The organism is Sphingobium fluviale (assembly GCF_004122115.1).
Classification (GTDB): domain Bacteria; phylum Pseudomonadota; class Alphaproteobacteria; order Sphingomonadales; family Sphingomonadaceae; genus Sphingobium; species Sphingobium fluviale.
In genome coordinates, this window is the sequence record NZ_SBKP01000001.1 from 69226 (window position 1) to 95064 (window position 25839).

26 protein-coding genes and 1 riboswitch are annotated in these 25839 nt (G+C 67.9%); of the genes, 1 reads left to right on the forward strand and 25 read right to left on the reverse strand.

What is annotated here, in order from left to right:
* Window positions 1-98: 98 nt before the first annotated feature.
* The 16 genes from cobU to cbiE are packed head-to-tail and all read right to left on the reverse strand — an operon-like array spanning window position 99 to window position 13208.
* Entirely contained in the window at window positions 99-614 is a 516-nt protein-coding gene (cobU, locus tag EQG66_RS00395; protein WP_129402578.1) for a bifunctional adenosylcobinamide kinase/adenosylcobinamide-phosphate guanylyltransferase, read from the reverse strand.
* Window positions 611-2083, reverse strand: coding sequence for a cobyric acid synthase (locus EQG66_RS00400; protein ID WP_129402579.1), 1473 nt, complete (start codon window positions 2081-2083; stop codon window positions 611-613). Before EQG66_RS00400 ends, cobU begins: the two co-directional genes overlap by 4 nt.
* The gene (cbiB, locus tag EQG66_RS00405; RefSeq protein WP_129402580.1) at window positions 2071-3009 is read right to left on the reverse strand and encodes an adenosylcobinamide-phosphate synthase CbiB; all 939 of its coding nucleotides are present in this window, start codon (window positions 3007-3009) and stop codon (window positions 2071-2073) included. Before cbiB ends, EQG66_RS00400 begins: the two co-directional genes overlap by 13 nt.
* The gene (locus EQG66_RS00410; RefSeq protein WP_129402581.1) at window positions 3002-4006 is read right to left on the reverse strand and encodes a threonine-phosphate decarboxylase; all 1005 of its coding nucleotides are present in this window, start codon (window positions 4004-4006) and stop codon (window positions 3002-3004) included. Before EQG66_RS00410 ends, cbiB begins: the two co-directional genes overlap by 8 nt.
* Window positions 4003-4743 carry an adenosylcobinamide-GDP ribazoletransferase gene (cobS, locus tag EQG66_RS00415; RefSeq protein WP_129402582.1) on the reverse strand — a complete coding sequence of 247 codons (741 nt, stop codon included), beginning with the start codon at window positions 4741-4743 and terminating at the stop codon, window positions 4003-4005. Before cobS ends, EQG66_RS00410 begins: the two co-directional genes overlap by 4 nt.
* Complete coding sequence (locus tag EQG66_RS00420) at window positions 4740-5309, reverse strand: histidine phosphatase family protein (RefSeq protein ID WP_129402583.1); 570 nt, start codon at window positions 5307-5309, stop codon at window positions 4740-4742. Before EQG66_RS00420 ends, cobS begins: the two co-directional genes overlap by 4 nt.
* Window positions 5306-6322 (reverse strand): nicotinate-nucleotide--dimethylbenzimidazole phosphoribosyltransferase, encoded by a 1017-nt coding sequence (gene cobT, locus EQG66_RS00425; RefSeq protein ID WP_129402584.1) that lies wholly within the window; start codon window positions 6320-6322, stop codon window positions 5306-5308. The genes EQG66_RS00420 and cobT overlap by 4 nt, the downstream gene beginning before the upstream one ends.
* Entirely contained in the window at window positions 6319-6726 is a 408-nt protein-coding gene (locus EQG66_RS00430; protein WP_129402585.1) for a DUF1636 domain-containing protein, read from the reverse strand. Before EQG66_RS00430 ends, cobT begins: the two co-directional genes overlap by 4 nt.
* Before the next feature lie 25 nt (window positions 6727-6751).
* Complete coding sequence (gene bluB, locus EQG66_RS00435; protein ID WP_129402586.1) at window positions 6752-7399, reverse strand: 5,6-dimethylbenzimidazole synthase; 648 nt, start codon at window positions 7397-7399, stop codon at window positions 6752-6754.
* On the reverse strand, window positions 7396-8034 hold the full coding sequence (cobO, locus tag EQG66_RS00440) for a cob(I)yrinic acid a,c-diamide adenosyltransferase (RefSeq protein WP_129402587.1): 639 nt from the start codon (window positions 8032-8034) through the stop codon (window positions 7396-7398). Before cobO ends, bluB begins: the two co-directional genes overlap by 4 nt.
* Window positions 8024-8788: a precorrin-6A synthase (deacetylating) gene (cobF, locus tag EQG66_RS00445; protein ID WP_129402588.1), complete on the reverse strand. Its 765-nt coding sequence runs from the start codon at window positions 8786-8788 to the stop codon at window positions 8024-8026. Before cobF ends, cobO begins: the two co-directional genes overlap by 11 nt.
* Complete coding sequence (gene cobA / locus EQG66_RS00450; protein WP_129402589.1) at window positions 8785-9507, reverse strand: uroporphyrinogen-III C-methyltransferase; 723 nt, start codon at window positions 9505-9507, stop codon at window positions 8785-8787. The genes cobF and cobA overlap by 4 nt, the downstream gene beginning before the upstream one ends.
* Entirely contained in the window at window positions 9504-10844 is a 1341-nt protein-coding gene (locus EQG66_RS00455) for a cobyrinic acid a,c-diamide synthase CobB (protein ID WP_129402590.1), read from the reverse strand. The genes cobA and EQG66_RS00455 overlap by 4 nt, the downstream gene beginning before the upstream one ends.
* Entirely contained in the window at window positions 10841-11626 is a 786-nt protein-coding gene (gene cobM, locus EQG66_RS00460; RefSeq protein WP_129402591.1) for a precorrin-4 C(11)-methyltransferase, read from the reverse strand. The genes EQG66_RS00455 and cobM overlap by 4 nt, the downstream gene beginning before the upstream one ends.
* On the reverse strand, window positions 11623-12003 hold the full coding sequence (locus EQG66_RS00465; protein ID WP_129402915.1) for a cobalamin biosynthesis protein: 381 nt from the start codon (window positions 12001-12003) through the stop codon (window positions 11623-11625). The genes cobM and EQG66_RS00465 overlap by 4 nt, the downstream gene beginning before the upstream one ends.
* Complete coding sequence (gene cbiE / locus EQG66_RS00470; RefSeq protein WP_129402592.1) at window positions 12000-13208, reverse strand: precorrin-6y C5,15-methyltransferase (decarboxylating) subunit CbiE; 1209 nt, start codon at window positions 13206-13208, stop codon at window positions 12000-12002. Before cbiE ends, EQG66_RS00465 begins: the two co-directional genes overlap by 4 nt.
* Here cbiE and EQG66_RS00475 point away from each other — a divergent pair.
* A complete protein-coding gene (locus tag EQG66_RS00475; RefSeq protein ID WP_129402593.1) occupies window positions 13207-13980 on the forward strand; it encodes a cobalt-precorrin-6A reductase in 774 nt (257 codons plus the stop codon). The two genes, cbiE and EQG66_RS00475, sit on opposite strands and share 2 nt — an antisense overlap.
* On the opposite strand, the gene cobJ is transcribed toward EQG66_RS00475, so the two are convergent.
* The 9 genes from cobJ to EQG66_RS00520 form a co-directional block, all read right to left on the reverse strand.
* Window positions 13932-14750, reverse strand: a complete 819-nt coding sequence (cobJ, locus tag EQG66_RS00480) for a precorrin-3B C(17)-methyltransferase (protein ID WP_129402594.1) — start codon at window positions 14748-14750, stop codon at window positions 13932-13934. The genes EQG66_RS00475 and cobJ overlap by 49 nt on opposite strands.
* Entirely contained in the window at window positions 14747-15478 is a 732-nt protein-coding gene (cobI, locus tag EQG66_RS00485) for a precorrin-2 C(20)-methyltransferase (RefSeq protein WP_129402595.1), read from the reverse strand. The genes cobJ and cobI overlap by 4 nt, the downstream gene beginning before the upstream one ends.
* A complete protein-coding gene (locus tag EQG66_RS00490; RefSeq protein ID WP_129402596.1) occupies window positions 15475-16104 on the reverse strand; it encodes a precorrin-8X methylmutase in 630 nt (209 codons plus the stop codon). The genes cobI and EQG66_RS00490 overlap by 4 nt, the downstream gene beginning before the upstream one ends.
* Complete coding sequence (locus tag EQG66_RS00495) at window positions 16088-17242, reverse strand: cobalamin biosynthesis protein CobG (RefSeq protein ID WP_129402597.1); 1155 nt, start codon at window positions 17240-17242, stop codon at window positions 16088-16090. The genes EQG66_RS00490 and EQG66_RS00495 overlap by 17 nt, the downstream gene beginning before the upstream one ends.
* Window positions 17239-20529 (reverse strand): cobaltochelatase subunit CobN, encoded by a 3291-nt coding sequence (gene cobN / locus EQG66_RS00500; protein ID WP_129402916.1) that lies wholly within the window; start codon window positions 20527-20529, stop codon window positions 17239-17241. Before cobN ends, EQG66_RS00495 begins: the two co-directional genes overlap by 4 nt.
* Window positions 20530-20539: 10 nt before the next feature.
* A complete protein-coding gene (gene cobW, locus EQG66_RS00505; protein ID WP_129402917.1) occupies window positions 20540-21577 on the reverse strand; it encodes a cobalamin biosynthesis protein CobW in 1038 nt (345 codons plus the stop codon).
* A 182-nt stretch (window positions 21578-21759) separates the two neighbouring features.
* Window positions 21760-21987: riboswitch (cobalamin riboswitch) on the reverse strand.
* A gap of 29 nt (window positions 21988-22016) precedes the next feature.
* Window positions 22017-22448, reverse strand: coding sequence for a hypothetical protein (locus EQG66_RS00510; protein WP_129402598.1), 432 nt, complete (start codon window positions 22446-22448; stop codon window positions 22017-22019).
* Window positions 22449-22527: 79 nt separating this feature from the next.
* Window positions 22528-23547, reverse strand: a complete 1020-nt coding sequence (locus EQG66_RS00515; protein WP_181951763.1) for a HoxN/HupN/NixA family nickel/cobalt transporter — start codon at window positions 23545-23547, stop codon at window positions 22528-22530.
* 98 nt (window positions 23548-23645) lie between these two features.
* The gene (locus tag EQG66_RS00520) at window positions 23646-25685 is read right to left on the reverse strand and encodes a TonB-dependent receptor (protein WP_129402600.1); all 2040 of its coding nucleotides are present in this window, start codon (window positions 25683-25685) and stop codon (window positions 23646-23648) included.
* Window positions 25686-25839 lie beyond the last annotated feature (154 nt).

A 25839-nucleotide genomic window follows, 5' to 3' on the forward strand; every position in this document is an offset into this window, starting at 1 on the left:
GCCCCTTGCCATTGGCATTTGCAATATATTCGGCAGTATTGGTCAACACCGAAAGACCACACAAGCCTTCCGAGGGCAGTCCTAATCAACCGGCATGATCACGCTTTTGGCTTCAGCACCAGCGGCAGCCCGGCAACCATCATCACGACCTCGTCAACGGCGGCAGCCACCTCCTGATTGATCCTGCCCGCAACATCGCGGAAGCGTCTGGCCAGAGCGTTGTCAGGCACGATGCCCAGCCCCACCTCGTTGGCGACCAGAATGGCCGGCCCCGGCGCATCCAGAACCGCGCGCAACAGGTCTGCCGTCGCCGCAGTCGAATCTCGCTCCGCCAGGATCAGGTTCGACGCCCAGAGCGTTAGGCAATCCACCAACACCACCGTCCCGGGCCTGCTGTGCGCCGTGATGGCCTCTGCCAGTTCCAGTGGGGCCTCGACGGTCGACCAGCGCGGGCCGCGATCGGCACGATGGAGGGCAATCCGCTCGGCCATCTCCCCATCGAAGGCCTGTGCCGTCGCCAGATAGACCAGTTCACCGGTCAGTGCCTCGGCGCGGAGTTGAGCATAACGGCTCTTGCCTGAACGCGCACCACCCAGCACCAGCAAGTTGCTCATGACCGTGACCCTTTTCGCTCAGCCATGCTCAGTGCGATCAGCGCGTCGATGTCGAGATGCTCCTCCAGCGCAGAGGCAATCTCGTCCAGGGCCGCCTCGACAGAATCGCCATAGTCCAAGCCCTCGGCCACGACATCGATGCGCGCCAGCAATGCGCGGCGCTGATCCGAGTCTGCCAGTAGGCCGTGAACATAGGAGCCCAGCACCATCCCCGCCGCGTTCATCGCGCCATCGCGGCGACCATCGGAGAGCGTGGCGAAGGGCCGCTCGGTGTCTGGACCACAGGTTCGCCCCATGTGCATTTCATAGCCCTCGAACGGCGCGCCCAATGCTGTCCCGCTGACCGGGCGCAGCGCCTTGTGCACATGCAGCGTCGTTTCGACATCGAGCAAGCCAAGGCCGCTGGCGGTGCCGGGCGGACCTTCCAGCCCCTCGGGATCGGCGATGCTCCGTCCCAGCATCTGATAGCCGCCGCACAACCCCAGGATCACTCCGCCACGCCGGTGATGCGCCAGAATGTCGATGTCCCAGCCTTCGCGGCGCAGCGCGGCCAGATCGGCGATGGTCGCCTTCGATCCAGGCAGGATGACCAGCGCGGCCTCCGCCGGGATCGGATGGCCGGGCGGGATCATCCGCAGTTCGACGCCCGCTTCGAGTTTCAGCGGATCGAGATCGTCGAAATTGGAGATGCGCGGCAAGATCGGACAGGCGATAAGCTTGCGTCCCCCGGGCCCCGTTCCGCGACGCTCCAGCACCACGGCATCCTCGCTGGGCAGCCGCGCGGTGGCGGCGAGCCAGGGAACCACGCCAAATCCTTGCCAGCCCGACAGGCTTTCGATTTGGGTATAGCCATCGGCGAACAGCGCGGGATCGCCCCGAAACTTGTTGATGATGAAACCCGCGATCATCGCCGCGTCATCCGGGTCGATGACCGCCTTCGTGCCGACGATGGCAGCAATGACCCCGCCGCGATCGATGTCGCCGATCAGGACCACCGGCACGTCCGCCGCGCGCGAGAAGCCCATGTTGGCGATGTCGCCCGCGCGCAGGTTGATTTCAGCGGGCGAGCCGGCGCCCTCGACCATGACCACATCGCAGGCCTGGTGGAGCCGCGCATAGCTGGCCAGAACCTCGCCCAGCAGCGCGCTCCTTGCCTGCCGGAAATTGCCAGCCCCCAGCGTGCCGCGCACCTGGCCATGCACGATCAGCTGCGAGGTGCGGTCGGCCTGCGGCTTCAGGAGCACCGGGTTCATGTCGGTGTGCGGCGCAACCTTGCAGGCGATCGCCTGCAAGGCCTGCGCCCGCCCGATCTCGCCGCCGTCGCTGGTGACGGCCGCATTGTTGGACATGTTCTGCGGCTTGAACGGCAAGACCCGCAAGCCCCGCTTCACCAGGGCGCGGCACAGCCCCGCCACCAGCACCGATTTACCCACGTCGGAGCCGGTGCCCTGAAGCATCAAAGCGCCCATGCCGCACCCCCCGCAATGATCCACAGACACAGGCAGGCACGGGCGTAGACGGTCAGTGCCCGCCGGATATCCCCTGCCCCGGCCGGACGTTCACCTTCACCGATCCACGGCTTGTCCGAAACAGCGCCGTCATAGGCCATCGGCCCGGCGAGACGCAGGCCCAGCGCTCCGGCCATCGCCGCCTCCGGCCAGCCCGCATTGGGCGAGGCGTGCTGGTGCGCATCTCGCCACATTATCCGCCAGCCGCGTCCCCCGCACAGGCAAATCAACCCAGCGGCGAACCGCGCGGGCGCCAGATTCAGGGCATCGTCGGTGCGGGCCGCCGCCCAGCCAAAGGCGCGCCATCGCTCCTCGCGGTGCCCGACCATGCTGTCGGCGGTGTTGATCGCCTTGTACATCCAGATGCCGGGCAGACCCAGAACGAGCAGCCAGAACAACGGCGCCACCACCCCGTCGCAAAAACTCTCCGCCAGACTTTCGATGGCGGCGCGCGCGATGCCCGCCTCGTCAAGATCGGCCGTATCGCGGCCAACGATCATCCCGACTGCGCCGCGTGCGGCGGGAAGATTCTGCTGTTCCAGCGCCTCGGCGACGGCGCGGACATGATCATGGAGGCTGCGCTGCGCCAGTCCCGGCCAGGCAAGCACCGCGATCAATGGCCAGGCCCAGCCTCCGGCGACAGCTTCGAGCAGAGCTTGCAACGCCCAGCCCGCGCCACCGGCAATCGCCAGCAGGAGCAGCACCGTCGCCACACCAGCCGTGCGCCGCGCGGCGTCGCCCCTCGCAGGATCGTTCCACCGTCGCTCGCCTTCCGCGATGATCCGGGCGAATAGGCCCACCGGGTGGCCGATCCGGAGATACAGCGCATGCGGCCAGCCCATCGCGGCATCCAGCGTCAAGGCCAGCAGGGCTATCGGCTCAGCCATCGGCCCCTCCATGCTCGGCAAGCGCTCTGTCGAGACGGTCCAGCCCCTCTCCGCCAGCAGGCAGACCCAACCGCAGCCAGCGCGGATCATAGTCGAACGGCCGTGTCAGGATCGCAGCCTTGGCGAGGCGCTCGAACAGGGCGGCTGCATCGTCCACTTCGATCAGCCGGAACAGCGGGCAGGCCCCCATCGCCCTGAAACCTCGCCGGGCCAGCACGGTATCCAGCGCCGCCGCCTGTTCACGCAAGCCAATCCGCGTGGCGGATATCCACGCCGTATCCCGATAGGCCGCCGTGCCGATGGCCAGCGCCGCCGCCGACAACGGCCAGCTGCCAAGGCGCCGCCGATATTGCGCGATCACTTCTCGCGGTCCCAGCACGAAGCCAAGCCGCACCCCGGCCAGCCCGAAGAACTTGCCGAAGGAGCGAAAGACGATCAGCCGCCGGGCATCATTCACAAAAGGGGCAAGGCTGATCTCAGGCGAGACATCGGCGAAAGCCTCGTCCACCACCAGCCAGCTTACGCCGCCATCAACGTATCGGGCCTCCAGCTGGTCCAGCAGCGTAGCGGGTGGAATGATACGGCCATCGGGATTGTTGGGATTGGCCAGAATGACGGTCGAAGCCTGTTCCCGATCCAGATCGGTCGGCGGAACCGCACGGCTTCCGGCGATCATATCGCCATGGGTGCGATAGCTGGGCCAGGCATGAACGGCCGGCCCCGGCAGCACATCGCCCAGCATCCGTAGCCCGATCTCGGTCCCCGGCACGGCGCAGACATGGGCCGGGTCCGTGCCGAAAAAGGCGGCCGCTGCGGCTTCCAAATCATTCAGCGCGCCCGCCTCGGGCAGGGCCTGCCAGTCCACCGCCAGCGTCCCGGCAGCGGGCCAGCCATGCGGGTTGATACCGGTCGAAAGATCGATCCACGGCGCATCGCCGACGCCGAACCGCGCCATGGCCTCGGCAAGCTTGCCGCCGTGAAAGGCAAAGCCGGTCATCCGGCCAGACCCCACCGGACGGCAACCGTCAGAGCCAGCAGCAATGCGGTTTCGATAAGCTCGATGCCCGCACCGTGGCCGTCGCCGGAAACCCCGCCGATCGTGCGCCGCACCTGCCAGCCCCACCACAGCACCAGCAGCGGCGTGACCAGCAGCACCGGGCAGAACCACGACACGGCGGCCAGAGCGATCATCCAGAACATAATGTGCAGCGGGCCGATAGCTGAGCGGAATCTGGCGCCCAGCCCCTGATGCAGCGGCACGAGCCACCAGGTCCAAACCAGCGGGCCGATGCGCGCGGCAAAGGGCACAGACACGAGCGCGGCGAATGCGCCCTCATCGATCAGGCAACTGAGCAACACGAACTTGGCCAGCAGTTGCAGCATGATGGCCACGACGCCGAAGCTGCCCAGATGCGGATCGGCCAGAACGGCGAGCAATCGCTCGCGGTCCTTCCCCTGCGTCTTGTGCGCCGCTCCGCCAGCATCGGCGATATCGGCAAGGCCATCGAGATGCAGCGCGCCGGTGACGCCCACCCAGACGACAAGAGCAGCCAGCGCGCCTAGCCGGCTATCGATCAGCGCCCCCGCCCATGCCGAGCCAGCGACAGCCGCGCCGATCACCAGGCCGACTGCGGGAAACCAGCGCATTGACCGGGCGAAGGCGGCATCGTCGACCATGATGGAGGGCAATGGCAACCGCGTCAGGAATTGCAGGGCGATGAGAAAGCCCTTCATGGCCGCAAACCCGTGATTTGCGCGGCAGGATTTGCGCCCGGCCAGACGCGCAGCGACAGCAAGGCGCCATAGGGCAGGTCAAAGGCCCAGGCCTGTCGCACATCGAACCCGCACAGCACCGCCAGCGCTGCCCGCATCGCCCCGCCATGGGTGACGATCAGCGTCGGACACGGCGCAAGATCGGCAATCGCCGCCGACACGCGGTGAACCAGCGCCGACCAACATTCTCCATGCGGCGGCGCATGGGCATCGGGATCGTTCCAGAACCGCGCGAGCGCCGCATTGTCGATATCGGCGGGCGCCATGCCGTCCCATGCGCCGAAGTCCAGCTCGCGCCAGCGCGGGTCGACGGAAAGCGGCAGGTCAGTCGCCCGGCTGATCGCCTCGCCCGCCAGCTGCGCACGAGAGAGATCGGAGGCGATCAATGCCGCAGCTTCCAACCCCCGCGCCTGATCGACGCACACGGAGATACCCGCAGCCTTTGGCGGAGCATCGGTGCGCCCGATCAGCGCCTCTGCTCCTTCGGGCTCGCCGTGCCGCAGCAGATGGAGCGCGAAGCTGCTCACAAGCTGCCCGCCACCCCGGCCTCGGCGAACGTCGCCATGCCGTTATGCGTGGCCAGCGCGGCCCGGATCAGCGACACCGCCAGCGCCGCGCCGCTGCCTTCTCCCAGCCGAAGCCCAAGCGACAGCAGCGGCTCGAGGCCCAGACGCGCCAGCAGGCCCAGATGCCCCGGCTCGGCCGAACAATGACCCGCCAGGCAATGATCGGTGATGGTGGGCGCCGCGGCGGCCAGCGGGGCCAGCGCGGCGCAGCTGATGAAGCCGTCCAGCACCACCGGCACCCGCTGCTTCCGAGCTTCCAGCACGGCTCCGGCGATCGCGGCGATTTCGCGCCCTCCCAGGCGGCGCAGAGTCTCGAAGGGAGTGCGGGGCGCGTCGGCGTGACAGGCAAGCGCCCGTTCGACAACCGCCACCTTGCGCGCGACACCTTCCGCATCGACCCCCGTTCCCGGCCCGACCCATGATGCGGGCGCACCGCCGAAGCTGCGCGCGCAGAGCGCGGCGGCGGCCGTCGTATTGCCGATGCCCATTTCGCCGACGACCAGCAGCTGCAGCCCCGGTTCCACCGTCGCCGCCCCGGCGGAGAGCGCGGCAAGGCATTCGTCCCCGGTCATGGCAGGGGCAGTCGTGAAATCGGCGGTGGGCCGGTCAAGATCGAGCGGTACTACCTTCAGCTCCAGCCCGGCAGCACCCGCCAGCGCATTGATCGCCGCACCCCCGGCCGCGAAGTTGGCCACCATCGCTTGTGTGACGCTGGCCGGAAAAGCGCTGACGCCGTGAACGACCATGCCATGATTGCCCGCGAAGATCGCCGCACGGCCCCGTTCGATCGCGGGCCGCTCCGTGCCCTGCCACCCGGCGAAGAATAGCGCTATATCCTCCAGCCGGCCAAGCGATCCGGGCGGCTTGGTCAGTTCCCCCTGCCGGGCGCGGGCAGCGGCGGCAGCCTCCGCATCCGGCACGGACAGAGATTGGAGCGCCACGTCGAAATCGGCGGGTGAAGCAAAGCTGTTCATTCCGCGACGAAGCCCGGCGGCGGAGTGCGGGTGATGAAATGCCCTTTCACCCCCTGCGGCCACTGTTTGAACGGCACGCGGCCATTCTCACTGGCGGCGTAATGCACGGCATAATCCAGGATGGCGGTGGCGGCCTCTTCATCCGCAGCGAACCGCCCCAGCACATAGCCGACCTTGCCCGGCGCGCGCAGGTGCACGGTGCAGAACTCGGCGCAGGCAAACAGGCAGGGCATCTCCTGCACGGCGATCCCGGCATAGCGCGCATCGCTCTCCTGAACCAAACGCAGCGCCGCCACCATCCGCGCGCCGCCGCGTGATCCGGTCTCATCCTCACGCGCATCGGCACTGTGACGACAGGTGTTGCAGGCGACGATAGCGGGGCCATCCTCCACTGGTGTCAGCATGGTATCATGGTCCTTTGCTTGAAGTTCATCGCTCGAACACCCGGTCGCTCAGCGATTCTCTGGCTTGCCAGCCGCGTTGTTCCAGTTCGGGTGTGTCGGATTCTTCCGCCGGGTAGCCGATGCACAGCAGCGCGATCAGCGACCAGTGGGCGGGCACATCCAGCATGGCGCGAACCGTGTCGGGATCGACGATCGAAACCCAGCCAAGGCCGATGCCCCGCAGCCGGGCCGCCAGCCACAGATTGTGGATCGCCAGCACGCAGGAATAGCGCAGCGTTTCCGGCATGGTGGCGGTGCCGAGGCCGTGCCCTGCCTCGGGCCGTTCGTCGCAGAACACCGCCATCAATTCGGGCGCCTCGCGCAGCGCGTGCAGCTTCAGCGAGAGATAATGATCATGCCGCGCCTGCCCGGCATAGCGCTCGGCCGCGCGAACACTCTGCGCATCGACATGGGCGCCGAGCGCATCGCGGATCGCGGGCGAGCGCAGGCGCACGAACCGCCACGGCTGCGAATTACCGACCGAAGGCGCGAGGGCGGCGCATTCCAGCAGCGCGCGTATGTCCGCTTCCTTCACGCCGCGCGGCGCGAAATGCCGGACATCGCGGCGCCAGCGCAGCAATTCGTTGAACTGCCCGGCAAAGCCCGCGTCGAACAGGGGCGGAACGGCGCTCAGAACTCGATCCCCTTCTGCGCCTTCACGCCGGAACGGAACGGGTGCTTCACCATGGTCATTTCAGTGACGAGGTCGGCCGCCTCGATCAACGCTTCGGGAGCGTTGCGGCCGGTGACGATGACGTGCTTCATCTCGCCGCGGGCCGAGACCACCTCCAGCACCTCGTCCAGCGGCAGATAGTCATAGCGCAGCGCGATGTTCAGTTCGTCGGCCAGGACCATGTGATAGGAAGGATCGGAGATCATCCGCTTGACCTCCTCCCACGCGGCGCGAGTGACGGCGATGTCGCGGGCGCGGTCCTGCGTATCCCAGGTAAAGCCCTCGCCCATCGGCTTGAACTCGACAGAATCGGGAAAGGCACCGAATACCGCCTTCTCTCCGGTCGTCATCGCGCCCTTGACGAACTGGACGACACCCACTTTCATCCCGTGGCCGATCGCACGGACCACCATGCCTAGCGCCGCGCTGGTCTTGCCCTTGCCCTTGCCGGTGTGGACGATCAGCAGACCCTGTTCGCGAGTCTTGGTGGCCATGATCGCGGTGCGTGCTGCCTGTTTTTTGCGCATCTTGTCGGCATGGCGGGTATCGCCATTCGCCGCATCCACGGCGCTATCCTCCTGGCTTTCAGGCTCCATCGGCTTGCTCCTTTCGCATGAGATAGACATCCATGATCCAGCCATGGCGGGCGCGCAGATCGGCCCGGCGCGCGGCGATCCGGGGGCCGGCTTCGGCCAGCGCCCCCTGTTCGAGCGCTTCGTGCGTCATGCCCAGATAGGCGCCCCACCAGATCGAAATGCCCTGCGGCTCCAGCACCTCGAAGGCGCCGCCGCTGTCGAGCATCACGACGATAGTGCCAGCCCCCTCCGGCCAGCCCCGTTCGCGCAGCATCCGCCCGGTGGTGATCGTCACCGACCCTGCCAATCGGTTGAGCGGGATGGCGTGCGCCGCCGTGAGCGCCTGAATGCTCGTGATACCCGGCACTACTCGAACGGCCACATCCAGCCCGGCGCCCTTCAGCCGTTCGGCAATCCTCAGCGTGCTGTCATAGAGCGAAGGATCGCCCCAGACGAGCATGGCCAGCCTGCCGCCATCGGGCAGATGCTCGGCAATCTGCGCGCACCATGTGGCGGCGATGGCATCATGCCAGTCGTGCACGGCATCAAGATAGGCCGGATCATCGCTGCGGGCAGGCAGATCGAACTCCGCAACCTGCACGGGAGCCGTGAGCACAGCTGCGCAAATCCCCCGCCGCAAATCGATAAGATCGGACTTCGCGGCACCCTTGCGCGGTAGCAGAATCAGATCGGCATTGTTCATTGCCGCCACTGCCTGCGCAGTCAGATGATCGGGATTGCCCGTGCCGATGCCGATGAGGTGGAGTTCGATCATGCGCCCTCCAGCAGCGGGCCGTAGAGGATGATCGCAGGTGTCGCTGATGACCGGCCAGTCAGCATTTCTGCCAATCCGGCGACAGTGCTGCGCACAAGATTCTGGTCGGGATGGCCGACATTTTCGGCAAGGATCGCTGGTGTATCGGGCGCTATGCCGCTGGCCAGCAGCCGGTCGGCCAGCAACGGAAAGGTGCGCTTTGCCATATACATGACGGTGGTCGCCGCCGGATCAGCCAGAGCGGCCATGTTAAGATTTTTCGGGAGTTGCCCGTTCACACCATGGCCCGTCACGAACTGCAATCGCCGCGCCTTCTCGCGCCGGGTAAGCGGGATGCCGATGGCCGCCGCAGCAGCGCTGGCGGCGCTGACGCCCGGAATGATCTCGAAGGAAATCCCGGCCTCACGCAACGCGCTGACTTCTTCCTCAAGCCGCCCAAAAATACCCGCATCACCAGATTTGAGCCGCACAACCCGCATGCCCGCCCGCGCGTGCTCCACCAACAGCCGGCTGACCTCCGCCTGGCTGGGCGACGGGCAGCCCGCGCGTTTGCCGACTGGGACGAGCTTCACGCCTTGGCGCGCACGATCGAGCACCGGGCGCGAGGCAAGATCGTCGAACAATATCGCGTCGGCCTCGCCGAGCCGCGTGACAGCTTTCACTGTCAGCAGATCCGGATCGCCCGGACCTGCTCCGACAAAGGATACGAAGCCGCTCATCCCACACTCCCCGATGCCGAAGGCGCGATCAGGTGGAAGAACGTGCCCGTCACAGGACCGCGATGTGATCCGGTTTCGCCAACGGACCCGCCATCGGCGTCAGTCACGCGCGCGAGCGGGGCGTCGGTTTGTTCGACAATGGTGGAATAATGAAATTCGTGGCCGCGCAGCCTGGTTCCGGCGGCAAGGCACGCTATCGGTGCCAGCAGTTCGGCATGGCGATAGCCCAGATGCATCCGGCGCTGGGCATGGCTGGTGACAAGGCCAAGCAGGCCAGCCATCCGGTGCCGCTCTCCCGCCTTGTCGATCAGCGACTCGCCCAGCACCATGTAACCGCCGCATTCGCCGTGGACCGGCCGTGTCCGGGCATGGGCGCGCAGACCCGACAGGAAGTTCGTTGCACCCGCAATTGTGCCCGCGTGCAGTTCGGGGTAGCCGCCGGGCAGCCAGACCAGATCGGCGTCCCCGGCGGGTGCCTCATCGGCCAGCGGCGAGAACGGGATTATCTGTGCCCCCGCACGCCGCCAGCCTTCGAGCAGATGCGGATAGACGAAGGAAAAGGCGGCATCGCGGGCCATGGCGATGCGCTGGGCCGGAGGGGACGGCAATTGTCCTTCCTCGCCCGTCCGCCCGGCAGCGCGGGCCGCCGCGCGAATGGCGCCGAGATCCGCATGTTCGCGCAGGAAGGCCGCGTAACCGGCGATAGCGTGCTCGAGGTCGGGGTGCTCCTCCGCCTGGACCAGTCCGAGGTGGCGTTCGGGCAGGGTCAGGTCGCCGCGCCGTGGCAAGGCGCCCAGCACGGACACGCCCGCCGCTTCCAGCCCTCGCCGCACCAGTCGTTCATGGCGCGAGCTGGCCACGCGGTTCAGGATCACGCCCGCGAATGGCAGGTGTGGATCGAGGCTTTTGAAGCCCAGCGCGGTAGCGGCGGCGGACTGCGCCTGTCCCGATACATCCAGCACCAGCACGACGGGCCAGCCCATACGCCGCGCCATGTCGGCGCTGGCGCCATTGCCCAGCGCACCCGTGCTGGCCACGCCGTCAAACAGGCCCATCGACCCTTCGGCCAGCACCATGTCCGCGCCCGCCGCCTGGCCTGTGATGGTATCGACCAGCGCACCATCCATCGCCCAGCTATCGAGGTTGAACGAAGCCCGCCCGCTGGCGGCCCGGTGAAAGGCCGGATCGATATAGTCCGGCCCGCTCTTGAACGGCTGCACCGCCAGCCCGTCTTCGGTGAGCGCGCGCAGCAGGCCCAGCATCACCGTGGTCTTGCCCGTCCCCGATGCCGGTGCCGCGATCATCAGTCCCGGCGGGAACCCTTGGGGCACCTTCATTCGCTCACCCCCGCAAAGCGTGAAGCGGCATCCTGAGGCCGGAACCGGCGATCATAGCCGGGCGCATAGAGACTGCTTTCGGCAAAATCCTGTGCGGCCAGAACCCGTCCGACCAGGATCAGCGCAGTGCGCTCCATGGTGCCCGCCACGGCCTGTTCGATAGTGTCGAGCGTGGCGCGGACGATCCGCTGGTCCGGCCAACTTGCCCGCCAGACCACCGCTGCCGGGCAATCCGCACCATAGGCGGGAGACAGGTCGGCCACCACTAGGCCCAGATTGTGTATGGAAAGATGAATGGCCAGCGTCGCGCCTGTCCTCGCGAAATTGGCCAGGCTTTCGGCGGGCGGCATGGTGCTCGCGCGGCCCGGCGTGCGGGTCAGCACCAGCGATTGCGCCAGTTCGGGCAGAGTCAGTTCCGCCTCCAGCGCGGCGGCGGCGGCGGCGAAGGCTGGCACACCGGGCGTAACCGTGAAGGGAATGTCCATCGCGCGCAGGCGGCGCAGTTGCTCGCCCATCGCGGACCAGACCGACAGGTCGCCTGAATGCAGCCGCGCCACGTCCTGCCCGGCGGCGTGCGCGGCGGTGATCTCGGCCATGATCCCGTCCAGTTCCAGCGGCGCGGTGTTGACGATCCGCGCGCCGGGGGGGCAATGCGCCAGCACCGCCTCGGGCACCAGCGACCCGGCATAAAGGCACACAGGGCTGGCGGCGATCAGATCCCTTCCGCGCAGGGTCAGCAGGTCGGGCGCGCCGGGGCCGGCGCCGATGAAATGCACGGTCATGTCGAATGTCCTTTGGCGGAAGCCCGGATTGCAAGGGCACAAGTGGCCATGCGATCAGGGGAGATATGACGCGGCCCGAGCAGGCCCGCGCCCACCCCGGCTGCCGCGAGGGCGCTGGCTTCGGCAAGGCTGCCGGTGCCATGGGCGGCAAGGCTGGCGGCGGAACGGGTGATCGTGGCGGCAGCGGCCAGCGCTTCAGGCTCCACTCCGGTCAGCGGCAGGCCCAGCGCTTCGGCCAGCGGAGCCAGCACCGCCAGTTTGCCGCACACCGTGGCGAGATGCGTCACCGGTGGGTACCCCTGCTGCGCCAGAAGGAATGCCGCGCGCAGCGAAGGCAGGCCCGCGCCCGACCGGAACCCGAAGCCCGCGACGATCACAGCGTAACGCTCCACTGCACCACCGGATAGCGCGCGCGCCAGCCGTGTTTGCTTCCCAGCGGTGCGGCATCGGCCAGTTCGATCCGCAGAAGGCTGCCGCCTTTCGCGCCATGCCAGCGGGTCAGCAGCGCCTCGGATTCCAGCGTCACCGCATTGGCGACCAGCCGGGTTCCGGGGGGCAAGCGCGCCCATAGCCTGTCCAGCAAGGCGTCCGACAAGCCACCGCCGATGAACACCGCATCGGGCGCAGGCCCCTCGGGCAGGACATCGGGCGCAGTGCCGGTCAGCAGATCGAGCCGGTCCACCCCGAGCGCCGCGGCGTTGGCCTGCGCGCGGACCGCGCGCATGGGATCGGCCTCTATCGCGCAGGCCCGGTTCGCCGGGTGGGCCAGCAGCCATTCGATCCCCACCGACCCCGATCCCGCACCGATGTCCCACAGCAATTCGCCGGGGCGCGGCGCCAGCGCCGACAAGGCAAGTGCCCGCACCGGGCTCTTGGTCAATTGTCCGTCCGACGCGAACCAGTCATCTGGCCGTCCCGGCGTCAGCGGCAGGGTGCGCCCGTCGCCCGCGCATTCGATCCCGACCGCGACCGGATGGGCCACGTCGGTAAAGGACAGCGCATCGGCCGCCGTCAGGCGAACGCGCTCACGCGGCCCGCCCTGCGCCTCCAGAACATGCAGCGCCGATGACCCGAAACCTTGCCTTGAGAGATAGTCGGCCAGCGCCGCTACCGCCTCGCCGTCACGCAGCAGAGCCAGCACGCGCCGTCCGGGCGAGAGGTGCGGACGCAGACGTTCCAGCGGCGCGGCGTGAAGGCCAAGGCAGGCCACATCCTGAAGCGGCCAGCCCAGCCGCGCGGCGGCAAGCGTGAAGGTTGAAGGCGCGGGGATCGCGGTCCATTCTTCCCGGCTGAGGTGAGCCGTCACGCTGCTCCCCGCGCCGAACCAGAACGGATCGCCAGAGGCCAGCATCACCACGCGCCGCCCGCGATGCTCAATCAACCGGGCGATCCCGTCGGCGAAGGGAACTGGCCATTCGATGACGGGGCAGCTATGCGCGGGCAGCAGCGACAGGTGCCGGGCCGGTCCGATGACCAGTTCGGCCCGCGCCAGCGCCGCCCGGCTCGCAGGGACAAGGCTCTCCGCCCCGTCCTCGCCCACGCCGATGATCGTCAACCATGCATGAGGAACCGTATCAGTCATGCGCCATGTCCTCCTGCTGGGCGGCACGACCGAGGCCAGCGCGCTGGCCCGGCTGCTGGCCGCGCGGGGCATTGCCGCAACGCTGAGCTATGCCGGGCGAACCGAAGCGCCCCGGCTTCAGCCCGTGCCGATCCGGGTCGGCGGCTTTGGCGGCGTGGCGGGGCTGGCGGACTATCTGCGCCAGCACAGGGTGACCCATCTGGTCGATGCGACCCATCCCTTTGCCGCAACCATGAGCGCCCATGCGGTCGAAGCGGCGCGGCAGGCGGGCATCGCCCATGTCGCTCTGACCCGGCCGGCATGGCAGCCCGCCCCGGAAGACCGCTGGACCCATGCGGCCGACATCGACGGCGCGGTCGCTGCGCTGGCCGGCCCAGCCCGCCGCGTGATGCTGGCGTTGGGGCGGATGCATGTCGAGGCCTTCGCCGCCCAGCCGCAGCACCACTATCTCCTGCGCTTCGTCGACGCGCCGGACCGGCCGCCTGCCCTGCCCCGGCACAGTCTTGTCGTCGATCGCGGGCCGTTCACGACCGAAGGTGATCGTACGCTGATGCAGGCCCATGCCGTCGATCTGGTGGTGTGCAAGAACGCGGGCGGCACGGGCGCACAGGCCAAGCTGCTCGCCGCGCGCCAGCTTGGCCTGCCGGTGCTGATGATCGACCGCCCCGCCGTTCCTGAACGAACCGAGTTCTACAACCCGGAGGATGTGATCGACTGGCTGGATCATGACACGGGGTCCGCCACCGGCTCTGGCACCGAGCGGGGCGTATAGAGGATCGGGCCGAGCTTTCGTCCACTTGGGCGCTCGATGATCCGGGTCCGGCTCGAGCCCACAATGACCATGGTGCGCATGTCGGCCATTTCCGGCAGGGCATCGCCCAGCGCCACGATCCGCAGTTGCTCGTCGGGCGTGGACACGGCGCGGGCGAACAGGATCGGGCGGTCATCGCCGCAACACTCGCGCAGTAGCTCCAGCACCCGCGCGAAACCTTCGGGCCGGGCCTGCGAGCGCGGGTTGTAGAAGGCCATGGCGAAATCCGCCTCGGCGGCCAGCCGCAGCCGCTTTTCGATCAGCGGCCAGGGCTTGAGATTGTCCGACAGGTTGATGGCGCAGAAATCATGCCCCAGCGGCGCCCCGGCCCGCGCGCTGGCGGCGAGCATGGCGGTGATGCCGGGCAGCACCCGGATATCGAGATCGCGCCAATGCGCGGGGCTGGCCTCCAGCGCCTCGAACACGGCGGCGGCCATCGCGAAAACGCCGGGATCGCCCGACGATACCACCACCACCCGCCGCCCCTGCGCGGCAAGGTTCAGCGCGTGGACCGCGCGGTCCAGTTCGGCGCGGTTGTCCGACGGGTGCAGCACCAGCCCGTCGCGCGGGGCGATGCGGGCGACATAGGGGATATAGCCGATGACGTCGCTGGCCCCAGCCAGGGCGGCGGCAACTTCGGGCGTCACCAGCGCCTCGTCCCCCGGTCCCAGCCCGGCGATGGCCAGCCAGCCGCTGGTCAGTCCGGCACTCACGGCCGCCTCCGCATTCATGGTCTGCGTCCTTGGCCGTGAATCAGCAGGATCGAGAAATAGGGCGTGACGCTCTCCGCGTCGGCCAACGGGGTCACGCGCTGGCCGGGCATGGCGGCATGTTCGACCAGCCAGGCCACATCCTCGCGCCCGGCCGCGACCACCGCACGGCGCAGCTTGGGCAGGTTGCGCCCGATCTTCATCACCACCAGCGCGTCGGTATCGCGGATGCGCCGGGCCAGTTCCGCTTCCGGCAGGGTCGCCATCGCCACGGTCAGCACGTCGTCGCCCCAAGTGATCGGCTGGCCGGTCGCGTTCCAGGCGCCGGCCATGCCGGTGATGCCCGGCACCACATTGACCGGCACCATGCCCGACAAGCGGGCATGGAGATGCATGAACGAGCCGTAGAAAAACGGATCGCCCTCACACAGCACGACAATATCCTCGCCCGACCGCGCCAGGGCGACCAGCCGCCCGGTGCAATCGGCGTAGAAGGCGGACAGCCGGGCGTTGTAGCGTGGATCGGATACCGGAATTTCCGTCGTCACCGGATATTCCATCGGAATTTCGACTGCGTCCTCGCGCAACATGCCCTCGGCGATGCGGCGCGCCTGTCCCGGCCTTCCCGCCTTGCGGAAATAGGCGACATGGCGCGCCCCGCGCACCAGCCGGTCGGCCCGCACGCTCAGGAGATCGGGCGCACCGGGACCCAGGCCCACGCCATGCACGGTTCCCATCTGCCCGCTCATTCCGCGCGGCTCGCCAGCGCGTTGACCGCGGCAACCGTGATCGCGCTGCCGCCCAGCCGTCCCTCGACAATGCAGCACGGAACCGGCGGCGCAGCCCACAGAGCGGCCTTGGATTCGACCGCGCCGACGAAGCCGACCGGGCAACCGATTATCGCCGCCGGGCGCGGACAATCCGGAGCGTCCAGCATGTTCAGCAGGTGGAACAGCGCGGTGGGCGCATTGCCGATGGCCACGACCGCGCCCGCCAGATGCGGCCGCCATAGCTCCAGCGCCGCGGCGGAGCGGGTGTTGCCGATCACCCGCGCCATGTCCGGCACCTGGCGCTCATGCAACGTGCAGATGACCGGGTTGGCGGCGGGAAGTCGGGCGCGGGTGATCCCTTCGGACACCATCCGCGCATCGCACAGCACCGGCGCGCCATCCGCCAGCGCCGCCCGCGCCTCTGCCACGAAGCCGCCGGAGAAACGGATATGCGCGGCCAGCTCCACCATCCCGGCGGCATGGATCATGCGCACCGCCACCGGTTCCTCGTCCTCCGAAAAGCGTGCCAGCTCGGCTTCGGCGCGGATCGTGGCGAAGGACTGGCGGTAGATCGCCGCCCCGTCGGTTTCATAGACATGCGGCATCAGGGCGCCTTTCGAAGTGGGCAAGCAGTTCGGCAGTGCCGACGGCGGAGCGAACGGCAGGCGATCCGGGGACCGCGTTCAGGGCAAGGTCGAACAGGCCGGTGCTGCCCGTCAGCGTGGCATCGGCCGGGGCGGACCGGGCACAGCCCTTGGCGCAGCCCGACACATGCAGGCTGCCAGTCACCAACGAGGCAATGCGGCGGGCGAGATCGCGGGTTTCGACGGTGGCCTGCGGGCACAGCGGCGCGCCGGGACAGGCATCGACGCGCAGGAGGGGATCGGCGGGATCGGTTATCAGCCCCGCCATGCTGTCGAGGGGCGCATGAACGCCTTCCAGCACGAGCACCCGCCACGGCGTGATCCGCAACGCGCGGGCGGACGAGGCTTGCAGCAGGCAGGCCAGAGTCTCCGCGTGGAGACAGCCGAACGGCGCACCACAGGCGGTGCCTATGTCATGCGCTCCCGGCACGATGCGGGCAGCGGGCGGCCCCGGCGGAACATCGCCATCGGCCCAGCCGGGAAGAGCGGCATCGTGCCGTGCCATGCGGCCGACATGGGCGCCGCCACTTGCCACGAACCAGCGGGCCAGCGCGACCAGCGCGTCGGCCTCCTTGCCGGGAGCGACCGGGGCGCCCGTATCCCGTCCTCCGCCCCGCAGGATAAGCCCGCCCCCCGCCCCGCGCTCGATGCGGAAATCGCCCGCCTCATCGCGCAATACACAGGCCTGCCCGGCATCGATAACAAAGCCCGTCTTGCCCGGCAGATCCGGCAGTTCATCCAGCCGGTCCAGCAGGTCGCAGGCGATCCGGTGGCTGTCGTCGCCCGTCCGGCAGTCGGGCGGCAGCAGCAGATTACGCCGCTGTTCGATAGCAGGATCGGGATGCACCAGACCCTGCGCCAGCAGCCGGTCCAGCAGCCTCTGCCAGCCTTGTTCGGACACCCCGCGTATCTGCAGATTGGCGCGCCGGGTCAGGTCGATCAGGCCATTGCCATGCGCCATCGCGGCATCGCACAGCCCCAGCGCCTGCGCGCGCGTCAGACGGCCAAGGCGCGGCTTGACCCGCACCAGCAGTCCGTCGCCCGCCATCATCGGGCGCCAGGCATCGGGGCACCAGCCTTTCACCGTGCACCCGGTCATGCCCCATCCCTCCGGCTGGAGGAGGTTGGCAAGCTGGCGAGGATGGAATTGCGCCGCGTCCGCCACAGTCCGGCAACGTGAAGCGCGGCGAAGCGGGCCTCCATTGCCGCCAGCGCGCCCGGATTTGCCTGTTCCAGAAAAGCCCGGACCTCGCCGCTGCCCAGCGTCGCGTCGTGATAGAGGTCGAACAGGTGCGGTGGCACTCCGCCCGCAAGGTGCGCAAATGCCCCGAGATGATCCAGCGTCGCCGCCAGTTCCGCGCCCCCGCGAAAACCGTGACGCATCATCCCCGCCACCCAGCCTGGGTGAGCCGCGCGGGCACGCACGACGCGGGCGATTTCCTCGGTCACGGTGCGCGCGGTGGGCTGCGCCGGATCCCGATTATCGAGGTGATAGAGTGCGGCCTCACCCCCGGTGAGCGCCTTGGCGGCGGCAAATCCAGCCTCGTGCGCGGCATAGTCGGCGGCGAGCAGCAGGTCTGTCTCGGGCAGGTCCTGGAGATGGACGAAGGCATCCGCCCCGGCCACGCGCAGGCGCAGTCCCTGCGGGTCGGCCCGGCCGGCTCCTTCGCCGAACACCGTATCCAGCGCATGATCCGATGCCGCCAGCCAGGCTTCTCCAGCAGCCCGCCGCGCCGCATCGGTATAGGTCTCCGCCGCGCTGCCGAGGCCCAGGCCATAGCTGCCCGGAGCGGGACCGTAAACGCGGGGGCTCGCGCCCTGCCCGGCGAAGGGATTCCATTCCGCCGGTTCATCGCGCTCGCACAGCGCCCGCACCGCCTGTCCGAACAGCAACGGCAGCGTCGGGAACGCGTCACGAAACAGGCCCGACACCCGCAAGGTGGCATCGATGCGCGGCCGGTCCAAGACGGCGAGGTTGAGAATTTCCACCCCCGTCACCCGCTCGGAGCCGGTATCCCACAGCGGCCTCGCGCCCAGCAGGTGCAGCGCCATGGCGAACTCCTCGCCCGCCGTGCGCATCGTGGCCGCGCCCCACAGATCGACGACCAGCCCACGCGGATAATCGCCATGATCTTGCAAATGCCGCCGGACCAGTTCCTCGGCGAGGCGAACGCCTTGCGCATGGGCCGCACGCGAAGGCACGGCGCGCGGGTCTATCGCGTAAAGATTCCGACCCGTCGGCAGCACGTCGCTGCGCCCGCGAAACGGCGAACCGGAAGGACCGGGCGGCACCCGCCGCCCATCCAGCGCCGCCAGCAGCCCGTCGCGTTCCGCCGCACCATGTTCCCCGCGCCCAAAGATATGCAGCCCGTCGCCAAACTGGCTTTCCTTCACATCGCACACGAAGCGGTCGATCCGGGTGATCGCCTCGGCCAGCGTGGCCGCGCCATCGAGGCCCAGCTCGGCTTCGAGCCCCAATGCCCGTGCTTCGTCGCGGATGGCATCCTGCAGGCGGCCACGCCGCGCGGGATCGAGTCCGTCGGCATTGGAAAATTCGTCCAGCAGCGCCTCGATCCGTCCCAATCCGGCGCCGCTGCGGGTCGACGCCAGCGGCGGCGGCACATGCCCGATGGTGACCGCACCGATGCGGCGCTTGGCCTGCGCCGCCTCGCCCGGATCGTTGACGATAAAGGGGTAGATCACCGGCATCGCGCCGGTCAGCGCCTCGGGCCAGCAACCGCCGGACAGCGCGACCGACTTGCCCGGCAGCCATTCGAGCGTGCCATGCGCACCAACATGCACCAGCGCGTCCGTCCCCTGCTCGCGCAGCCACAGATAGAAGGCGACATAGCCATGGCGCGGGCAACGGGAAAGATCGTGATACTCACCGTCGCGGCCGGCGGCGTGGCCCCGTTCCGGTTGCAGGGCCAGCAGCGCCGCGCCGGCAGGCAGCGCGGCGAAGCGGAAGGCGCCGTCAACGACGGCCGGATCGTCTTCCGGTTCGCCCCAGGCGGTGAAAAGGTCGGCGCGCAGTTCGTCCGGCAAGGACGCCAGCGCCTTGCGATAGTCCGCCAGCGGCCATCGCAGACAGGCACGTTCGAGATCGGTGGCCCGAACGCTGCTCTCGGCGGCATAACCCGCCTGCGCCAGATCGGCGAGGATGGCCTCTGCCGAGGCCAGCGCGTCCAGACCCACGGCATGCGCCATCTGGTGCGCCTTGCCCGGATAGGTGGACAGAAGCAGCGCCACGCGCCGCCCGCCCACGGGCTTTCGCGCCAGGGCGACCCAGCCCGCCACCCGCGCGGCAATCGCCGCGATCCGTTCGGGATCGGCACGGTGGACGGCGCGGGCGAATTGCAGGTCGGGATCGCGCGCGCCGCTCTCCTTGAAACTGGCGACCCCGGCAAAGACCCGCCCGTCGATCTCGGGTAGCACGACGTGCATGGCCAGGTCGGCGGGGGACAGCCCGCGCGCGGTGCCCGCCCAGGCCGTCCGCGCGCAGGTCGCCAGGGCCAGCTGGAGCACCGGGACGCCAGCGCCATCGAGCGGAGTGTCCCCCTCTTCGCCGCGCGCGGAAAAGGCGGTGGCGTTGATGATCGCGTCCGGCGACAGGGCACGCACCCACTGGTCCACCTGACCGCGCACCGTGGGCGCCTTCAGCGACGGTACGAAAATCGACACCGCATCGAAGCCGCGATGCGCGAATGCAGCGTGCAACACCGCGAACGGGTCCAGATCGTGGGCGGTCAGATAGGAGCGGTAGAACACGATCAGCACCAGCGGCCGGGCGGGATCGCGCACGAAAGCTGCGGGATCGATCACGCCGTGTTCGGGATGCCAGCCGCCCGCCTCGGGTACGGGCGCGCTGTCCGGAAGCGCAGCATCGACCAGTCCGGCAACACGTGCCAAGCGGACGAGTGCGGAACATGCCGCCGCCACCCCGCCCGCATCGCAATTCCGCGCCAGATCGCGCAGTACCGGCACCGGCAGGGTGGAGGCCGCATCGAGGCGCGCGTCGACGCGGCCGTCGCCGGGCAGCACCGCCAGGGCAATCCCGCGCGACCGGGCCAGCGTTTCCACCTGTTGCAACCCATAGCTCCAGTAAGGCATGCCGCCGATCAACCGGATCAGAATCGCCTTTGCGCCAGACAGCGTCCGCTCGACATAGGTATCGACCGATAAGGGGTGCAGGAGGGAGCCCAGGTTGACGAGCCTGAGCGAAGGGAATCCCGCATCACGCCCGCGTGCTTCGCGCCACCCAGCCGCGAAAGCGCCCAGGTCGCTGTCCGAAAAGGACAGGACCACAAGATCCGCAGGCTCCTGCCCCGGATCCTGCGGGACGGCGGTCTCCTCCATCCCGTGGGTTTCGCGGAAGATGACGTGCACGGCGTGCCGCTCAGCCCAGCAGAACCGCGCGGATCGCCTCGGCATCGACATGGTCATGCTCGGCAATGGCGACCAGCATGGTCCGCCGCGCTTCGTCGGGTCGCCACGGCCGGTCATACTGGTGACGCACCCGCGCGCCCACGGCCTGCACCAGCAGCCGCATCGGTTTTCCCGCGACGGCGGCATAGCCTTTCACGCGCAGGATCGAATGATCGCGGGCCAGCGCCTCGATCCGCGAAGCCAGTGCCGCCGGATCGGCGATCTCGCCCAGTTCGATCAGGGCGCTGTCGAAATCCTCGTGCTCGTGATCGTCCTCTCCGTCATGGTGCGAAGGGCGCGCGGCGATGTCGTCTTCGGCGGCGGAGCCGAGCCCCAGGATCACGCGCGGGTCGATGACGCCTTCGGTCAGTTCGATCACCGGCACCTGGCGGGGAGATTCCGCCGCGATCACCGCGCGCGCGGCGGCGACACCTTCGGCTCCTGCCAGATCGACCTTGGTCAGCAGGACCATATCGGCGCAGGCCAGTTGATCCTCGAACACTTCCGACAGCGGCGTTTCATGATCGATGCTGGGGTCGACCGCGCGCTGCGCGTCAAGCGCGGCCACATCGGGCGTGAACCGGCCCGCCGCCACGGCTTCGGCATCGGCCAGCGCCAGCACGCCATCGACCGTGATCCTGCTGCGGATCGCGGGCCAGTCGAACGCCTTCAGCAGCGGCTTGGGCAGCGCCAGCCCGGATGTCTCGATCAGGATGTGGTCCGGGCGCGGATCGAGCGCGAGCAGCTTTTCCACCGTGGGAATGAAATCGTCGGCCACGGTGCAGCAGATGCAGCCATTCGCCAGTTCCACGATGTTTTCCGCCGGGCAATCAGGAATGGCGCAGGACTGGAGAATGTCGCCATCCACGCCCAGCGTCCCGAATTCGTTGACCACCACCGCCAGGCGGCGCCCGCCGGCATTGCGGATCAGGTGGCTGATAAGCGTGGTTTTCCCCGCGCCCAGAAAACCGGTAACAATGGTGACCGGAACCTTGGACAGGTCGGACATGTCAACTTCCCCGTGCGCCGGAGCGAGAACAGGCGGGGCTTGCCGGACATGTCCGGCCGGCACGCGGGCGACGGGCGGGCGCAGCAAGGCACCCGTAACCACGCGGCCGTGCAGCCCCAGCCACACAGCTTCGTCGCCCAGACGGAGAGTTACCGTGCCATGACCATCCCCTGGATCAGGCAAGAGCGACCGGTGCGCCGGCAGGTCTCCTGGCTCGCGGGTCACAGCTTGATGCACGCCTTCCCGGATTTGCGCCTTTGCGCCGTCCAGTGGCTGCTCCTGCATGCAGGAGCATGTGCATCGCGCTATCCGCTTACAGTTGCAGGGACAGCCGCGGATTTGGAAGAAAAGCTTCCGCACCGCATTCCCGATTAAGCCCCTTGCGGGGCACCGGCGCGATCATCGAAGAACGGGCAAGCCCAACCCTTCGGCCCTGCCCCTAGACGATAATGGCGGCCAAGCCAATTGCTGTTGTCGCTTCATCCTCGTCGCGCCACCGCCGGATCACGGCGGGGTTGGCTGCGATCTGCTCTATCGCATCACCAGGATAGGTCCAAAGCGATATCCCGGTTGTACCCTTCCTGATCCTGGACGTCCCCGACAGCGGCAAGCGGCCATCCTTGCCCCACCGTATCCGCTCGCGGGACGTGATGCCGAGAATGTCCTCGACCTGTCGTTGACTGACAGGCTTGCGCGCTATCCGGAAAAGCCGTTCTCGTAAGGCTTCGACGAGATTCTGAGCGTCTTGCCTCGATGCTCGATCAAAAACGCAGCTTCGACTGGTCCTGGAGAAGCTGCCAGTCGAACGCCCCATCAGCAACCTGATCGCGGCGTCGCGCTCCCCGTGGTGGACGCGCAACCCGAGTGGCATGCGGACCTCGAGATTGATCAAAACGACACAGGCCTCGTTCGTGAACTCGAGCAGGACGCACCGATTGATGCGGGACCGGTCAGGCAACGACCGAGACCTCGATTTCGTCGAAGCGCTTCCAGCGGTAGATCGCGAAACTGGCAAGCCAGCAAAGCACGAAGAGGCCGATGATGGCAAAGCCGAGCCCGTTGAAGTTCTCGCCCAGTTCCGCCGCGATACGCCACGGCGTGCCGGTCAGGCCCAGCTTGTCACCAATCAGCGCCAGCGTTTCGATACCACCGATGACGATGGCCACTATCGCCGAAATCAGCGTGATGGTGATGTTGTAGTAAAGTTTGCGGATCGGCTTCACGAAGGCCCATTCGTAGGCACCGAGCATGACCACCCCGTCCAGTGTGTCGATCAACGCCATGCCGGCGGCGAACAGCGCGGGCAGGACGAGGATCGTTGCGATCGACAGACCATTGGCGGCCTGGCTGGCCGACATTCCCAGAATGGCCACCTCGGTCGCGGTATCGAACCCCAGCCCGAACAGAAAGCCGAGCGGCGCCATATGCCAGCTCCGGTTCACCAGGCGAAACATGGGCCTGAACAGGCGGGAGAGCAGGCCGCGCCCTCCGAGCAGCAGGTCGAGATCGTCCTCGGCATATTCTCCGCCCTTGCGGACATGGGCGAAGGTTCGCCAGACGACACGCAGGATGACCAGGTTCATGCCCGCGATGGTGAAGAGGAACAGCGCGGAAACTATCGTCGCAACCACACCGCCCACTTCCTTGAAGGCGCCGAACCGCGCCAGGGCACTTGTCGTAAGCGCGATGCCGACCGAGGCGATGGCGATGATCCCCGAATGACCGACCGCGAACCAGAAGCCGGTTGTCACCGGACGCTGGCCGTCCTGCATCAGCTTGCGGGTCACATTGTCGATCGCCGCGATGTGATCGGCATCGACGGCATGGCGCAGGCCCAGCCCCCAGGCGAGCAAGGCGGTGCCGAGCATCAGGGGCTGCGCGTGAAACAGGCTATAGGCCCAGAGCCAGGCGGCGATGTTCGCGGCGATCAATCCTGTGAACAGAACGCCGATCCGTTGGCGCAGCGCCATGGATGAAGGTGCGGGAGGTGAGGTCATGATCGGTCCGGGGTTTGGGGGGAACGCCGCACGGCGGAATGCACCGCCGCGCGGATTGGCTGGCGTGGCGGTCAGAAAGTAAGCTTTGCGCCCAGTCTTACGGTGCGCGGCTCGACCACGCGGCTGAGCCGGCCTTCCACCGGGCCGCCTGTGTCATAGGCGGGGATGTAGGACTCGTAATAATAGGCGATGTCCTTGTCCTGGCTGCCCAGGACATTGAGAACCTCGCCGAAAAGCTCGACCCGCTTGCCCTTCCACGCAGCACGGGCGTTGACGACCGTGCTGCCGGAATCGCGGATGCTATCGTCCTCGACCAGGGGTGATGGACCCAGGTGGCGCACCCGAATGCTGGCCTCCCACGGAGAGAGCACCAGCGAAACACCGGCCGACGCGGCGTTTTGGAATGCGTTGGGGATATGATCGCCATTGTCATAGCGGGCATGGCTGGCGGTGTAGTTGCCATCGAGCGCGAGCCACGAGACTGGCCGCCAGAACGCGACGATTTCGTAACCGTGACGGCGGCTGGCGCCAGAAGGCTCAACGGCGTTGGAATCGCCCACGAAACGCAGTTCGCTGCCGACATCCAGCCACCAGTATGTCGCGGTCAGGCTCACGCCGGGGAATTGCAGCCGCGCGCCCAGTTCCTTGCCAATGCCTCGCACCAGCACCGGCACGGGCGCGGCCGTGTTCACCGCGCCGCGAACGTCGTTGGAGTGGAAGCCCCTGCCCCAGTTGCCGTAGACCTCCAGATGCGGCGTGATGCGCCAGGCGACCGACGCCTTGGGCGAAAGAAGCGACGCGGAACCGCTGCCTTCGCCCAGTGAAGCGGCCGCCGCATCGCGCGCGCGAACCGAATAGCGGTAATGATCCCCGCGCAGGCCGCCGGTCAGGCGCAGCCCGTCGATCGGCATCCAGGTCGCCTCGCCATAGAGGGCCAGCGACAGCTCCTTGGCGTGATAATGCCCCAGCGATGCCAGGAACGCGCGATCGGCGGTGCGATTGACGCCGACGTTGCCGATCGCGTCAAACCGGTTCTCGGTGCCGATGGTGAGAGTCAGGGCGGGCGTGAGTTCCCACCGCCGCTGCGCCGTAAGGCCAAGCACCCAGCGTCGGTCGAACTGTTCGATCTGTGCGCTGGTTCCGTCGGCATCGGCGTAGGTCGGGTTGGAGAACATCGACCAGTCGTAAAACTGGGCATAGGCGTTGGCCCGCCAATCGGGCTGCTCGACCGCCAGATTGCCGATCAGGCGCGTCGTCTGCCCCCGTGCGGAAGGATCGGGGGAACAGAACACGTCCGGGCACAGCGGCGTGCCGATGATCCGTTCGGGGATCTGTTCGGTCGGACGCCAGGTTGCCCGGTAGGCATGGAGCGTACCCTCCAGCGTACCCGCGCCGACTTGCGTGCCGTATTTCGCAAAGCCCGAGAAATGGCGCATCCGTTCCGGCTGCTGCCATGGCCCGTCGTAGATCTTCGCCTGCCCGACAAGGGTCAGGTCACCCGTGCCGATGTTGCGAAGGGTTCCCCCTGCGGCGATCCGGCGCCAGCCATAGGAGCCGCCCTCAAGTGACGCCCACGGTCGTTCATAGCCATCGATGGTGATCATGTAGGCCGCCCCGGCCAGCGCGAAATCTCCGCCGTCGGCGCGATACGGGCCTTTGCGGAAGTCCTCCCGCGCTACGATTTCAGGGATGAGGCCATTCAGATCGAGATAGCCATGACCGTGGCCATGTGTGCGGAAATTCATTTGTACGCCGTCGATGTAGGTGGTGAAGTCCGATCCGTGGTCGAGGTTGAAGCCGCGCAGGAAATACTGGTTCGCCTTGCCGCTTCCAGAATGTTGGGCCGCCACCATGCCCGGAACCGCCTCCAAAAGTTCAGCCACGCGGAGCAGCGGACGGACCAGCAGGTCGGAGCCGCCCACGCTGCCCTCGCTCGCTGCCTGCGCGGTGCCGATTTTCGCCTCGCCACGTCCGAAAACGACGATGTCGGCACTGGCCAAATCGGCATCCGCGCCTACCTCCGTTTCGTTTGGCGCTTCTTCGGCAAACGCCGGTGTTGCGCAAAGGATCAGCGCGGCGAGCGCGCTGCTGGAAAGGATAGTCTTGATCACAAAGTGTCCCCCGGCGTCTTGCGACGTGGCCGGGGCTTGCCGTTCGCGAACGGTCGGCACGCGCGACGACCGGACGCCATGGGCGGCCGACGCGCGTCTGCCGATGCGGCCCCAGCCGCTCGTTCGTCGCTCAGACGGAATTCACCGTGCCGCG